This window comes from Streptomyces sp. NPDC012466 (assembly GCF_042955215.1).
In the GTDB taxonomy this organism is placed as follows: Bacteria; Actinomycetota; Actinomycetes; order Streptomycetales; family Streptomycetaceae; genus Streptomyces.
On the sequence record NZ_JBIBEQ010000002.1, the window covers coordinates 148,885 to 162,229 of the forward strand.

The 13,345-nt window shown below is 70.9% G+C and carries 12 protein-coding genes and 1 other RNA gene; all 13 read right to left on the minus strand.

Annotated features, from left to right (window positions below):
* Nucleotides 1–21: 21 nt before the first annotated feature.
* Nucleotides 22–510, minus strand: a complete 489-nt coding sequence (locus ACFY9E_RS08175) for a hypothetical protein (RefSeq protein WP_390980590.1) — start codon at nt 508–510, stop codon at nt 22–24.
* Nucleotides 507–1,784: an MCE family protein gene (locus ACFY9E_RS08180; protein ID WP_390980592.1), complete on the minus strand. Its 1,278-nt coding sequence runs from the start codon at nt 1,782–1,784 to the stop codon at nt 507–509. Before ACFY9E_RS08180 ends, ACFY9E_RS08175 begins: the two co-directional genes overlap by 4 nt.
* Nucleotides 1,781–3,103 carry an MCE family protein gene (locus tag ACFY9E_RS08185; RefSeq protein WP_390980594.1) on the minus strand — a complete coding sequence of 441 codons (1,323 nt, stop codon included), beginning with the start codon at nt 3,101–3,103 and terminating at the stop codon, nt 1,781–1,783. The genes ACFY9E_RS08180 and ACFY9E_RS08185 overlap by 4 nt, the downstream gene beginning before the upstream one ends.
* A complete protein-coding gene (locus ACFY9E_RS08190) occupies nt 3,100–4,215 on the minus strand; it encodes an MCE family protein (protein ID WP_390980596.1) in 1,116 nt (371 codons plus the stop codon). Before ACFY9E_RS08190 ends, ACFY9E_RS08185 begins: the two co-directional genes overlap by 4 nt.
* A complete protein-coding gene (locus ACFY9E_RS08195; RefSeq protein ID WP_390980598.1) occupies nt 4,212–5,372 on the minus strand; it encodes an MCE family protein in 1,161 nt (386 codons plus the stop codon). The genes ACFY9E_RS08190 and ACFY9E_RS08195 overlap by 4 nt, the downstream gene beginning before the upstream one ends.
* A complete protein-coding gene (locus ACFY9E_RS08200; protein ID WP_390980600.1) occupies nt 5,369–6,406 on the minus strand; it encodes an MCE family protein in 1,038 nt (345 codons plus the stop codon). The genes ACFY9E_RS08195 and ACFY9E_RS08200 overlap by 4 nt, the downstream gene beginning before the upstream one ends.
* A complete protein-coding gene (locus tag ACFY9E_RS08205; RefSeq protein WP_390980602.1) occupies nt 6,403–7,644 on the minus strand; it encodes an MCE family protein in 1,242 nt (413 codons plus the stop codon). The genes ACFY9E_RS08200 and ACFY9E_RS08205 overlap by 4 nt, the downstream gene beginning before the upstream one ends.
* Nucleotides 7,645–7,652: 8 nt before the next feature.
* On the minus strand, nt 7,653–8,468 hold the full coding sequence (locus ACFY9E_RS08210) for an ABC transporter permease (RefSeq protein WP_390980604.1): 816 nt from the start codon (nt 8,466–8,468) through the stop codon (nt 7,653–7,655).
* A gap of 3 nt (nt 8,469–8,471) precedes the next feature.
* Nucleotides 8,472–9,242 (minus strand): ABC transporter permease, encoded by a 771-nt coding sequence (locus ACFY9E_RS08215; protein ID WP_390980606.1) that lies wholly within the window; start codon nt 9,240–9,242, stop codon nt 8,472–8,474.
* Nucleotides 9,239–10,168 carry an ATP-binding cassette domain-containing protein gene (locus ACFY9E_RS08220; RefSeq protein WP_390980607.1) on the minus strand — a complete coding sequence of 310 codons (930 nt, stop codon included), beginning with the start codon at nt 10,166–10,168 and terminating at the stop codon, nt 9,239–9,241. The genes ACFY9E_RS08215 and ACFY9E_RS08220 overlap by 4 nt, the downstream gene beginning before the upstream one ends.
* A gap of 260 nt (nt 10,169–10,428) precedes the next feature.
* Nucleotides 10,429–11,514 carry a sigma-70 family RNA polymerase sigma factor gene (locus tag ACFY9E_RS08225; RefSeq protein WP_390980608.1) on the minus strand — a complete coding sequence of 362 codons (1,086 nt, stop codon included), beginning with the start codon at nt 11,512–11,514 and terminating at the stop codon, nt 10,429–10,431.
* Nucleotides 11,515–11,568: 54 nt separating this feature from the next.
* Entirely contained in the window at nt 11,569–12,591 is a 1,023-nt protein-coding gene (locus ACFY9E_RS08230; protein ID WP_390982003.1) for a lytic murein transglycosylase, read from the minus strand.
* Between the two features lie 329 nt (nt 12,592–12,920).
* An RNA gene (gene rnpB / locus ACFY9E_RS08235) (RNase P RNA component class A) lies at nt 12,921–13,326 on the minus strand.
* Nucleotides 13,327–13,345 lie beyond the last annotated feature (19 nt).

The window sequence follows — 13,345 nt, forward strand, 5'->3', positions numbered from 1 at the left end:
GTCGGCGGATCGGCCCGTGGGTCAGCCGACGAACTCGACGTCGGACGTCAGCCAGCGGCCGTCCTTGTGCACGAGGTCGAGCTGGAGCCGGTACGTGCGCGCCTCCCCCTCGGGCGCGGCGGTGTTGGTGACCTTGCTGTCAGCGACCACCAGTACCCGGGCCGAGTCCTCGTCGGAGCGGACGATGCCCGCCTCCAGGACCTGGCCCTCCGACACGGACTTGTTGTGGGCCACCAGCTTCGTCAACTGGTCCGTCTGCACGGTGAACTGCTTCTTGAACTCGCCGGTCGCGCCCGCCAGTACGTTCGCGCTGTCGCGGTCGTAGTGCCGGTAGTCGAGGGAGGTGAAGTTCAGCGCCGACTGGCGGGCGGCGGCCAGGATGCCCTGGCGTCGCTGGTCCGCCTCGCGCTGCTGGTAGAGGCCGAAGGCCAGCCAGAGCGTCAGTGCTGTGGTGGCGACGGTCGCCGCGACGAGTCCCGCCGTCAGCACTCCGGGTCGCACCGGCCTCATGCCACGGGGCCAACGAGCAGCCATTGCCATGACTCCTTTCCGAACACGGCCTGCTGGCCGCCCGTCGAGCCGATCTCGACGTTTGTTCCGTCCGGGCCGGTGGTGGTACCGGTCTCCGGGTCGTACGGGGTGACGTACGTCGCCTGGTCCGCGCCGCCGCCGGCGGGCGATGCGCCCGGGGCGTTCTGCGCGCCTCGTACCGACGACTGACTGCCGCGCGGGAGCGTGCAGCGGGCGCCGGTGTTCGCCTCGCGGGTGCTGGTGTCCGCGGGGTCCCGGCGGGCCGTGCCGTACCCCTGGGTGCAGGCCGGCGGGTCGTCGGCGTTCAGGACCAGGCCGAAGTGGGTGGTGCCGTCGCCCGGGACGACCGTGTAGCTGCCCGCGACCATCAGCGGGAAGGTGACCAGGGCCTGTTCCACTCCAGGGAGGCGGGCCAGCGTGACCTGGCCGCCGCTGATCAGGTTGGCCAGCAGGACCGACAGCTGCGGCCCGGTCGACTTCAGCAGCGAGTTCAGCTCCTGCGCCGCCGGCCGCGCGTTGCCGATCAGCTTGCGCAGGTCCCCGTCGCTGGCTTTCAACTGGGCCGACAGCGCCGCCAGATCACGCGCGAACGACTTGATCGACGAGCCCTGGTCGGCCTGTGTCTTCAGGACCTTGCGTGAGTCCTCGATCAGGGCGATCGTCTCCGGCAGCGCCTCGGACGCCGACTCGACCAGGGTGTTGCCCGAGTCCACCAGGCGGCTCAGGTTCGGGCCGGTACCGGCGAACGCCTGGCCCAGCTCGTCGACCGTGACGCCCAGATCGTCCTTGCCGACCGAGTTCACCAGGCGGTCCAGGCTGAGGACCATGTCCGTCGTCGACAGCGGCACCCGCGTGCTCTCGCGCGGGATCGTGCTGCCGTTCAGCAGGTACGGGCCGCGGGAGGTGCGGGGCTGGAGGTCGACGTACTGCTCGCCCACCGCGGAACGGTTCGCCACCACTGCCAGCGTGTCCGCCGGGATGCGCGGCGCCCCGTCCTCGATGTCGAGCGCGACCGAGACGCCGTCCGGGCCGGTCAGGCGCAGTGCGCCGACCTTGCCCACCGGCACCCCGCGATAGGTGACCTCGGCGCCGGGGAAGACGCCCCCGGAGTCGGCGAAGTCGGCCCGCACGGTGTAGCCGCGGTCCAGGACTTCGTCCACCAGGCCCGTGTACTCGGCGCCGACGTACGACACGCCTACGGCGGTGAGGGCGGCGAAGGCGATCAGTTGCGCCTTGACCGTACGGGTGATCACGGCTGGACCCCCTTCAGCATCAGTTCGGCGAGTTCGAGGTCGATCCCCTCGGGCCAGTCGCCCCCGGCGCGGTGGCCGCCGGAGCCGTAGCCGGCGGTGCACACCGGCGGGCACAGCGGGTCGCCGCCGTCCGAGGGGGCCGACGGGCGCGACGGCACGCTCGGACCGCTCGGCAGCGCGGTGGGCTTCGGCACGTCCGGGAGATCCGGTGCGTCCGGGAGATCCGGTGCGTCCGGCAGGTCCGGTACGTCCGGCAGGTCCGGGGGCGCGGGAAGCTCCGGCACCTGAGTGTCCCCGCCGTTCCCGCCGCCCGGCTCGTCCCTCAGGTTGCCGTAGATCCCGGCCAGATCGAGGTCCGCCGTGACGTGCAGGTTGACGTAGTCACCCTTGATGGCGTCCACCACGTTGCGCGGGAACGGGTACGTCGTCAGCAGCTCCAGGGAGTTGGGCAGGTCGCTGCCCGCTTTGTTGAGCTGTCGCAGGATCGGCCGCAGCTGCTTGAGGTTGGCGACCGTGTCCTCGTGCGAGGCATTGATCACCTTGGTGCCGGTCTTGCCGAGCTTGGACAGGGCGGTGAGCATCCTCGTCAGGTCGCGGCGCTGGTCGGCCAGGACCTTCAGGGCGGGCGGTATCGTGTCGACGGCCTCGGCGATCGTCGTCTTCTCCTTGCCCAGCCGTTTGGCCAGCCGGTCCACCGCCTTCAGCGCGCGGACGATGTCCCGCCGCTGGTCGTCCAGGCCGCCGATGAAGGTGTCGAGCTCCTTGAGCAGGGACCTGACCCTGTTCTCCCGGCCGTCCAGGGCCTTGTTCAGCTCCGTGGTGATCGTCTTGAGCTGGGCCACGCCACCACCGTTGAGCAGCGCGGACAGCGCGGACAGCACCTCCTCGACCTCCGGGTTGCGGCCGCTGCGGGACAGGGGGATCACATCACCGTCGCGCAGCCGGCCGACCGGCGTGCCTTCCGGCGGCCCGGCCAGCGCCACGTACTTCTCGCCGAGCATGCTGGTCTGCCGCAGCCCGGCGACGGCGTTGGCGGGCAGTTTCACCGAGTCGGCGACCCGGAGGCGGACCCTCGCGTGCCAGCCATCCAGCTCCACCTTCTCCACCGCGCCCACGGTGACGTTGTCGACCTTGACCGCCGACTGCGGCACCAGGTCCAGGACGTCGCGGAACTCGACGGTGACGTGGTAGGCGTGACCGTCGGCGGCGGCTCCGCCGGGGAGCGGGACGTCGTACCAGCCGTTGATCTCGCAGCCGGACAGCAGCAGCGTCCCGACGGCCGCCCATGCGACGACCCCGCCCTTGCTCAGGGGCCTCATGCGCGCGCCCCCAGGATTCCGCCGAGGGTGCGGTCGACCGTGCCGGTGCCCGAGGTGCTTCGGGGCACTTCGGGCAGGGAGTCGAAGAGGTCCCTCAGGTCCCCGCAGTCGGTCTTCTCCCCGGTCGTCTTCAGGATCGAGCACAGCAGAGCGGCCGGATCCTGCGGGTGGTCGGGGTTGTTGCGTGTGTCGAGGGTGCCGGCGGCGGGGTTGTAGGCGTTGTGCAGGTTCGACATACCCGTCGGCGCGACCTCCAGCAGCTCCTGCAGTGCCGCACGCTGGGTGACGAGCACCTTGGTCACCTTGCTCAGGCCCTCCACGTTCTTCGTCAGCGACTTCTTGTTCTTCTTCACGAAGGCGGACACGTCACCGAGGGCCGTGCCGAGGTGTGTCAGCGCCGCCGCCAGGTCCTTGCGCTCGCCCGCGAGCTGCTCGGCGACCTTGGCGAGGCTGCTGTTGAACGACCGCACGCTCTTGTCGTCCGCCGCCAGCGCCGCCGTGAACACCTGGAGGTTGCGGACCGTGCCGAACAGGTCCGTGCGGCCGTCGGAGAGAGTCGTGACCGCCTCCGAGAGGTCCCCGACCATCCGGTGGAGGTTCTCGCCCTGGCCGTCGAGGTTGTCGGCGCTGACGCCGAGCAGCCGTGACAGGGCGCCGTCCTTGTTGGCACCCTCGGGGCCGAGCGCCTCGGCCGTGGTGTGCAGGCTGTCGAAGACGCGGTCCAGTTCGACCGGTACGGCCGTGCGCGACTCGGGGATCTCGTCCCCGTCCCGCAGCACCGGGCCGCTCCGGTAGACCGGCAGCAGCTGCACGTAACGGTCGCTGACCACCGAGGAGTTGATGATCACGGCCTGCGCGTCCGCAGGGACCTTGTGGTCGGCGTCGTACTCCAGCTCCACCCGCACCCGGCCGCCCTCCGGCGTGATCTTCCTGACCTCGCCGATCCGCACGCCCAGCACGCGGACGTCCGAGCCGGGGTAGATGCCGACGGTGCGGGGGAAGTACGCCGTGACGCGGGCCGGCTCGGTCCGCGGCCACAGGACGTAGGTCAGCGCGGCGACCACGGCCAGGGCGGTCAGCAGGGCCAGGGGCTTCTTCCATCGGTTGCTCACCGCTCGCCTCCCGTCCGCGGCACCACGGGGGCGGCGATCAGGTTCTGGACGTAGGAGTCGAACCAGCGGCCGTTGCCGAGGGTGTTGGTGAAGACTCGTACGTAGGGGGCCAGGAGCTTGATGCTCCGCTCCAGGCCGGCTTGGTTGCGTTCGAGCATCTTCACCACGGTGTTGAGGCCCTTGAGCGCGGGCCCGATCTCCTTCTCGTTGTCCTGGACCAGGCCGGAGAGCTGGATGCCGAGCGCGGCGGAGGTCTTCAGCAGCTTGTGGATCGCCGCACGCCGCTTGCTGATCTCCTTGAACAGCTTGTCGCCGTCCTCGACCAGGGCGGTGAAGTCGCCCGACCGGTCGGCGAGTACGCCCGTCACGCCGTTCGCGTGGTCGAGGAGCTCCCCGAGGGCCTTGTCGCGCGAGGCCACCGTCCGGGAGATCTTCGACAGGCCCTTGATGGACGCCCGTACCTCTTCGGGTGAGTCCTCGAAGGTCGTGGAGATGGTGTCCAGCGCCTTGGCCAGCTGTTCGGTGTCGACCTTCTCCGTCGTGGTGGTGAGATCGCTGAACGCCTGCACGACGTCGTACGCGGGGACGGTCCGCCGCAGCGGGATCTCGCTGCCGGGCTCCAGGCGGCCTTGTCCCTTGGGGTGCAGGGCGAGGTACTTCGCGCCGAGGATCGTCTTGACCCGGATCGACGCGCCGGTCTCGGTGCCGAACGCCGGCTCGTCCTTGATCTTGAAGATGACCTTGACGTGGTCTCCGTCCAGGCCGACCTCCTCGACCTTGCCGACCTTGACCCCGGCGATCCGCACCTCGTCGCCCGGCTTGAGACCGCCCGCCTCCGCGAAGGCGGCGCTGTACGTCTCGCCGTCGCCGATCACCGGCAGGCGGTCGGCGTTGAACGCGGCCACAGTCAGCAGCGCGAGGACGGTGAGTCCGACGGCGCCGATGACGACGGGGTTCCGCTCACGGAAGGGGCCGAGGCGCGGACGGCGCAGCCGTATCCCCGGCAGCTTCGGCGGATCGACCCGGACCTTGATCAGCGGCTGCGGACGCGGCCTGCGGCGCGGCAGGAGCCGTACCCTCGGCAGCCGTACGCGCGGCAGCTTCGGCGGTTCCACCCGCACCTTGACCAGCGGCTCCGGGCGGCGCTTGCGGCTCATGCCCCACACCTCGCCCTCGCCACGTGCATCTCGGGCGTGAGCACCTGCTTCGTCTTCGGCAGCACGATCCGGCCGTCGAAGTCGCACAGGTAGAAGTTGAACCACGAGCCGTAGGACGCCGTCCCCGTCAGCTCGTTGAGCTTGTTCGGCAGCCTCTTCAGCACGCCCTCCACGGTCTTCTCGTTGTCGTTCAGCGTCCCGGTGAGGTCGGTCAGCTCCGCGATGTCGTCCTTCAGCGGCAAACGCGCGTCCTTCAGCAGGCCCGAGGTGGCCTCCGTCAGGTCGCCGATGCTCACCAGCGACTCCCCGATGGGCTTGCGGTCGGCGGCCAGGCCCGAGATGACCCGGCGCAGCTGCTTGAGCAGTCCGGAGAAGCGGGCGCCGCGCTTGTCGAGCGTCTTCAGCACGGTGTTGAGGTTGTCGATCACCGAGCCGATCAGCTTGTCGCGGCCGGCCAGCGTCGTGGTGAGCGACGCCGTGTGCGTCAGCAGGCTGTTGACGGTTCCGCCTTCGCCCTGAAGGGTCTTGATGATCTCGGTGGCGAGCTGGTTGACGTCCTTCGGGCTGAGCGCGGCGAACAGCGGCTTAAAGCCGTTCAGCAGCGCGTTCAGGTCGAGGGCGGGCTGGGTGCGGGCGAGCGGGATGGTGCCGCCGGGGCGCAGCCGGGTGCCGTCGCCGGCGCCCTCGGTCAGCGCGACGTAGCGCTGACCGACCAGGTTGCGGTAGCGGATGACGGCGCCGGTGCTGGTGAGCAGCGGCCGGCCCCGGCTGACCGTGAAGGTGACCTCGGCCAGCGTCCGGTCCTTGATCCGGATGCCCTCGACCTCACCGACCCGCACTCCGGCCACCCGGATGTCGTCGCCCTCCTCCAGGCCGGTGACGTCGCTGAAGACCGCGCGGTACTCGTGCTCGGGGGTGAAGGAGATGGTGACGATGGTGGCGGCGAGCAGGGCTGTCGCCACCACCGTCACGAGTGCGAAGAGACTGAACTTGATCAGCGGGGCGGCGGTCTGCCGGGCTCCTGCGGTGCTCATGCGACGCTCACCGCCGTCCCGCGCGCCATCGGCCCAAAGAGCAGCGTCGCGACCGGCGGCACCTCGTCCGCGGGCACGCCCAGCACCGGTGCCACGAGCGAGCCGACGGCCCGCTGCTCGGCCCGGGTGGCGGAGACGCCGAGCGGACCGCCCGAGGCCGGACCAGCCTTCTTCGAACCGTCGTTGAGGTGGGCGCCGGGCGCCGGCACCGGAGGATGCGGCAGATCACGGCAGTTGGGGCCGGACCGCTCGCCGTAACGGGGTTCCTCACCCGGTTCGTACGCGCCCTGCGCCCGTACGACCTCCAGCGTGATGTGCATCTTTCCGCCCCGGAACGCCTCCTCGGACGCCTTGTCCTGCCGGACCAGGCCGGCCAGCAGACAGGGGTACTGCGGGGAGTAACGGGCGAACAGCTCCAGCGTGGGGCGGGAGACCCGGCCGAGGGTGATCAGCCGGTCGCCGTTCGCGTCGAGGAAGTCCTCGGCGGTGCCCGCGACAGTCGCCGTGGTCGTCAGCGCCGCCGCCAGCCGGTCCTTCTCCTCGACGATCGTGCGGCTGGTGGTGACGGTGTTGCGCAGGATCTCCATCAGGTCGGGCGCGGCGTCGCCGTAGACCTCGGCGACGTCGGCGAAGCGCGCGATGTCCTCTTTCAGGGACGGCAGGTGCGGATTGAGGCGGCGCAGGTAGGCCTCCACTCGCGTGAGGTTGTCGCCGATCCGGTCGCCGCGTCCCTCCAGGGCGGTGGCGAACGCGGAGAGCGTGGCGTTGAGCTTGCCGGGCTGGACCGTCCGCAGCAGGGGCAGCAGGTCGTTCATCAGCTGCTGGACCTCGATGCCGACGCGGGTGCGGTCCTGGGTGATGACGTCCCCGGCGCGGATGGGTCGGCCGGACGAGCCGGCGGGCGGGACCAGGTCGACGTACTTCTCGCCGAACAGCGTCTTGGGCAGCAGGCGGGCGTGCACGTCGGACGGGATCGCGGCGACGTGCTCCGGCTTGAGCGCGATGTCGAGCGTCGCCTTCGTCCCGTCGGCCCGCACCTCGCGCACCTCGCCGACCAGCAGCCCGCGCAGCTTGACGTCGGCACGCGGATCGAGCTGGTTGCCGAGGTTGTCGGCCTCCAGCGTGATCCGCACGACCGGCGTGAACACCTGCCGGTAGACGGCGACGGACAGGGACAGCAGCAACGCGAGCACGGCGATGAAGACGACGCCGTACAACCGCAGTCTCAGCACCCTCATACGGCGGCTCACCCCGCGATCCGTACGGTCGTGCTGGCGCCCCAGATCGCCAGCGACAGGAAGAAGTCCAGGACGTTGATCGCCACGATCGAGGTCCGCACCGCACGGCCCACCGCGACGCCGACGCCCGCCGGGCCGCCGCTCGCGTAGTAGCCGTAGAAGCAGTGCACCAGGATGATCAGGACGGCGAAGACCAGCACCTTCCCGAAGGACCACAGCACGTCCACCGGGGGCAGGTACTGCTGGAAGTAGTGGTCGTACGTGCCCGTGGACTGCCCGTAGTAGCCGGTGGTGATGGTGCGGGCGGCCAGGTACGAGGACAGCAGGCCGATCACGTACAGCGGGACGACGGCCACGAACCCGGCGATCATCCGCGTCGTCACGAGGAACGGCAGCGAGGGCACTCCCATGACCTCCAGCGCGTCGGTCTCCTCGCTGATCCGCATCGCGCCGAGCTGGGCGGTGAACCCGGCGCCGACGGTCGCGGAGAGCGCGAGCCCGGCCACCAGCGGGGCGATCTCACGGGTGTTGAAGTACGCCGAGAGGAACGCGACGAAGTTGGAGGTGCCGAGCTGGTTGAGCGCGGCGTAGCCCTGCAACCCCACTTCCGTGCCGGTGAAGAACGACAGGAAGGCGATCACGCCGACCGTGCCGCCCACGACGGCGAGCGCGCCCCGGCCGAAGCTCACCTCGGCGAGCAGTCGCAGGATCTCCTTCTTGTAGCGGTGCAGGGTGCGCCCTGTCCACGCCAGCGAGCGGCCGTAGAAGGAGAGCTGGGTGCCCAGGGCCTCTAGAGACTTCAGCGGGCGGTCGATGAGTCTCATCGGCTAACCCCTCTGGGGGACGACCTGGAAGTACACCGCGGTCATCACGAAGTTGGTCACGAACAGCAACATGAAGGTGATCACCACCGACTGGTTCACCGCGTCGCCCACACCCTTGGGTCCGCCCTTCGCGGTCAGGCCCTTGTAGGAGGCGACGATCCCGGCGATCGCACCGAACACCAGCGCCTTGACCTCGGCCGCCCACAAGTCGGAAAGCTGGGCGAGGGTGGTGAAGGAGGCCAGGTAGGCGCCCGGGGTGCCGTTTTGGAGAACGACGTTGAAGAAGTAGCCGCCCGCCACGCCGACCACCGACACCAGGCCGTTGAGCAGCACCGCCACCAGCATCGACGCCAGCACACGGGGGACGACCAGCCGGTGGATGGGGTCGATGCCCAGTACCTGCATCGCGTCGATCTCGTCGCGGATCTTCCGCGCCCCGAGGTCGGCGCAGATCGCCGTGCCGCCGGCGCCCGCGATGAGCAGCGCGGTGACGATCGGCGAGGCCTCGCGCAGCACGGCGAGCACGGAGGCGGCCCCCGAGAAGGACTGGGCGCCCAACTGCCGGGTGAGGCTGCCGATCTGGAGCGCGATGACCGCCCCGAACGGAATGGAGACCAGGGCCGTCGGCAGGATGGTGACGCTCGCGACGAACCACGTCTGCTGGATGAACTCCCGTGCCTGGAAAGGCCGTCGGGGAATCGTCCGGACGATGTCCAGCGCCATCGCGAAGAGGCTGCCCGAGTGCCGCAGCGCTCCCACCGGTGACAGGCTCACGCGCCGGCCACCTCCTTCCGGTGGAGCGCCGCCTCGCGCCGGGCGATGGCCTCCCAGCGGGGTGGCCGGTCGATGCCCGGCCCCGGCAGCAGGCGGGGAGCCGGCGCCTGAACACCCGCGCTGTCGTCGATCTGCGCGAGCTCCTGCTCGACCTGGGCGGCGTCCTTCTCCTCCGCCATGCCGATCGGTCCCTGCATCCGGCCGTTCAGGAACTGCCGCACCACGGGCTCGTCGCTGGCCAGCAGCTTCTCCCGCGGCCCGAACATCACCAGCTCGCGGCGGAACAGCAGCCCGATGTTGTCCGGCACCTGGCGGGCGGAGGCGATGTCGTGCGTGACGATCAGGAAGGTCGCGTCGATCTGGGCGTTGAGGTCGACGATGAGCTGGTTGAGGTAGGCCACGCGGACCGGGTCGAGGCCCGAGTCGGGTTCGTCGAAGAGGATGATCTCCGGGTCGAGGACGAGGGCCCGGGCCAGCCCGGCGCGCTTGCGCATCCCGCCGGAGATCTCGCCGGGCAGCTTCCCCTCCGCGCCGATCAGCCCGACCATGTCCATCTTCTCCAGCACGATGCGCCGGATGTCGCTCTCGGACTTGCGGGTGTGCTCGCGCAGCGGGAAGGCGATGTTGTCGTACAGGTTCATCGAGCCGAACAGCGCGCCGTCCTGGAACAGCACGCCGAAGAGCTTGCGCACCTCGTACAGGTCGTGCTCGCGGAGCTTGGTGATGTCCCGGCCCTGGATCGTGATGGAGCCACGCTCCGGCTTGAGCAGGCCGACGAGCGTCTTGAGGAACACCGACTTGCCCGTGCCGGAGGGGCCGAGCATGACCGAGACCTCCCCGGCGGGCAGCGTCAGCGAGACGTCCTGCCAGATGACCTGGTGACCGAAGGACTTGGTCAGCCCTTCCACACAGATCTCGACACCCATCCGGTCCACCCTTCAGCCCATGGAGCAGCTCTGACATCTGCTCTACGGGGAGGGGCGGGGCGTCCGTCGCTCAAGTGGCGGATTTTTTTCGAGCGGGGTTCCGGGCGGCGCTTGCGGACGGGGTTCCGGGCGGCGCTTGCGGACGGGGTTCCGGGCGGCGCTTTCGGGCGGTTGCCGGGCAGCGCTACCCGGGCGGGGTTCCGGGCGGCGCTTTCGGGCGGTTGCCGGGCAGCGCTACCCGGGCGGGTTTCCTGGCAGCGCTACGGAAGCGGGCTCACCGTGAGCTCGGGGAACGAGATGGACGGTGCGTCGGAAGCCTCATGAGCTTCCGGGACGGCCGTGTCCGCCATGCCCGTCGGCACGGCGGAGTGCTCCACCCGCACGTCGGGGACATCGGGCACCTGCGGGACCTCCGGCGTGGACAGCCCGGGCAGCGGCGACACCGGGATCTCCGGAACGTCCGGGACCTGCGCGACGACCGGGACCTCCGGCAGCGACGGCTCGGACAGTGGGAGGAACGATTCGCTGACGGGAGCCTCGGCCGCTCCGCGCGCGCCTGCGGCAGCCGTGGGCTCAGCTCCCCGAGGCGTACGGCCGTCCCCACCGCCGTCCGGCCGCATCGTCTCCGCGTCCGGCGTGGCGACCGTGGACCGAGGCGCCGTACCGCCACCGCCTCCGCTGCCGTCGAGGGCGTACGGCAGCACGAACCCCGCCACCGCCAGGGAAGCCGCCGTCGAGGCGACCGCCACGGTCTGTGCCCTGCCGACCCCGCGCGGCCGCCCCCACCCGATCAGGAACAGCGCGAACCCGAGCGTGGCGGCCAGCGACTGCCGCAACGTCCGCCTGGCCCGGGCCAGCAGCGACTCGACGGTCCGGTAGCTCAGCCCCATCCGGACGGCGACCTGGCCGACGTCCAGGTCCTGCGACTTCAGCCGCAGCGCCTCGGCCTGCCGCGCGGGCAGCTCACCACTGCGCACCGCCAGCCACTTCGCCTCGGCCCGGTCGCACACCGCCTCCTCGACGGGCACCGGACCGGGGGCGACGAGCGTCGGGCTGGTCCGCACCTCGGCCTCGCGGTTCACCTGTCGGTAGCGGTCGACGCACAGGCGCATCGTCACCGTCGTCAGCCAGGCAGCGAGCCGTTCCTCGTCCAGGTCGGGCCGCTCGGCGGCACGCAGCATCGCCTCATGCACCGCGTCCTCGGCGTCCTCCGGGCTCATCGACCGGCGCCGGGCCACCTTGAGCAGGTGCTCACGGTGGCTCCACATGCGCCGCCACCGCTCGTCGGCCGCGGTCACCTCCGCAGGTGTCTCTGCGGGCATGTCCGCAGGCGTGTCCGTCGCCATGAGTGCCCCTTCGCGCTCACCCACCGGTCTCGTGCTGTCCGGCGGTGGGCGACATTACCGCCCAGTATCGGCGGTTGTGGAGGGGGAGACGGCCATCGAGTCCGCGCTGTTACTGGTGAGCGGGGCGGTGCTGGGCAGCAAGTCGTCGCCGGGGAGCTCCATGTCCGGGTCGGGGACGGTGAGTTGCGGCTCCTCCGTCTCCGGGGGCTCGGCGGCCGGACGGGATGGGGTGGGGGCCGGTGAGGCGGGGGCCGACGACGGGCGGGACGGGATGGCGGTCGGACGGCCGGAAGGGGTGGGTGTGGCTCGTTCCGGCTTCGAGGGCGATCGTGACGGCTCAGGGCGCGCGGAGGAGGACCCGGCGGAGCGGTCCGGCACCACCCGGTGCCCTTCCAGGAAGTACGCGTACCAGGCCCGGACCGTGCGCAAGTATGCCGCCGAGTGGTTGTAGCCCAGGATCGCCCGGTCCAACTCGGCGGGAACGGAAAGATCCCGCCCGCCCGCGCACAGATACCGTCCGGCGGCGAGTGCCGCGTCGAAGACGTTGTTCGGATCCCTACGCCCGTCGCTGTTGCCGTCCGCACCCCAGCGGGCCCAGGTCGACGGGATGAACTGCATCGGCCCGACCGCACGGTCGTACGCGGTGTCCCCGTCGTGGACGCCGTCGTCGGTGTCCCGGATCAGCGCGAAGGCCACGCCGTCCAGCCGCGGGCCGAGGATCGGCGCGACGGTCGTACCGTCCGACGTCACCCTTCCGCCCCATGCCTGCCCCGACTCCACCTGCCCGATCGCCGCCAGCAGCTGCCAGCGCAACCGGCAGCCGGGCGCCTCGCGCGCGAGCCGGTCCTCGGCCCGCCGATAGGCGGCGAACACACTCGCCGGCAGCGCGCCGCCCACTTCCTCCTCCGCCGCCGGGCCGCCCGCGCGCTTCCCGGTCCGCAGCGGCGGCAGCTCGGTCCGGTACGGGCCGTCGCCGGACACGCTCGGTCCGACCTCGGCGGGTGCCTGCCTGGGCGCCGGTACCAAGGCCCGCGCCGGAACCGCCCCCGGCGCCTGCGACGCGGTGAGCGCCGCCATCGCCACCACTGCGGCCGCCGCACCTCTGACACGCCTGCCCCTGTGCCCTGCCACGTCCTGCTCCCCTCCCTGTGAGCTTTCTGTCGTCTGCTCTACGGGGGTGGGGGGCGGGTCCGTCGCGGGGTTTTGCGCACGTTGCCGCTACGGAGGTTTCCGCGGGCGGGTGACGAGGTGCTGGGCCGCTCCGCAAAGGTCCGACACGTTCAGGGCTCGCCGTGCGGCGGCACGGCCGGAATCCCTACGTGCAGGCCGCCCCGTCGCTTCAAAGCCGGATACGTCCCGGGTCCCACCGCGCGGGCCGGCCGAGCGCGCAAAGCCGCGGGCAGCGGCAGACGAGTCGGGCTGTACGCCGGGTTCTGTCACCCGGTCGCCTCGCGGCGGCCGGGGAGACGGCCATCCATCTAGGACCGGTGTTGCCACCGGCCTCGTGCGGTCTACCCGCGGACTCGGGCGGGCAGCCCTCGATCGTCCGCGCAGGAGCACCGAGGTGCTCCCTCTTGACCTTGCTCCGGGTGGGGTTTACCTAGCTGCCTGAGTCACCTCAAGCACTGGTGGTCTCTTACACCACCGTTTCACCCTTACCGAGGACCGAGGTCCCCGGCGGTCTGCTTTCTGTGGCACTGTCCCGCGGGTCACCCCGGGTGGCCGTTAGCCACCACCCTGCCCTGTGGAGCCCGGACGTTCCTCGGGAAGCTCCCCGTCAGGGGGACTCCACGCGGCCGTCCGCCCGGCTCGTCTGCCGTGTCGACCATGG

Coding starts and splice junctions, on each gene's coding strand:
- ACFY9E_RS08175 (WP_390980590.1), bottom strand. CDS start 510: ATGAGGCCGGTGCGACCCGGAGTGCTGACGGCGGGACTCGTCGCGGCG.
- ACFY9E_RS08185 (WP_390980594.1), bottom strand. CDS start 3,103: ATGAGGCCCCTGAGCAAGGGCGGGGTCGTCGCATGGGCGGCCGTCGGG.
- ACFY9E_RS08195 (WP_390980598.1), bottom strand. CDS start 5,372: ATGAGCCGCAAGCGCCGCCCGGAGCCGCTGGTCAAGGTGCGGGTGGAA.
- ACFY9E_RS08200 (WP_390980600.1), bottom strand. CDS start 6,406: ATGAGCACCGCAGGAGCCCGGCAGACCGCCGCCCCGCTGATCAAGTTC.
- ACFY9E_RS08205 (WP_390980602.1), bottom strand. CDS start 7,644: ATGAGGGTGCTGAGACTGCGGTTGTACGGCGTCGTCTTCATCGCCGTG.
- ACFY9E_RS08210 (WP_390980604.1), bottom strand. CDS start 8,468: ATGAGACTCATCGACCGCCCGCTGAAGTCTCTAGAGGCCCTGGGCACC.
- ACFY9E_RS08220 (WP_390980607.1), bottom strand. CDS start 10,168: ATGGGTGTCGAGATCTGTGTGGAAGGGCTGACCAAGTCCTTCGGTCAC.
- ACFY9E_RS08225 (WP_390980608.1), bottom strand. CDS start 11,514: ATGGCGACGGACACGCCTGCGGACATGCCCGCAGAGACACCTGCGGAG.
- ACFY9E_RS08230 (WP_390982003.1), bottom strand. CDS start 12,591: ATGGCGGCGCTCACCGCGTCGCAGGCGCCGGGGGCGGTTCCGGCGCGG.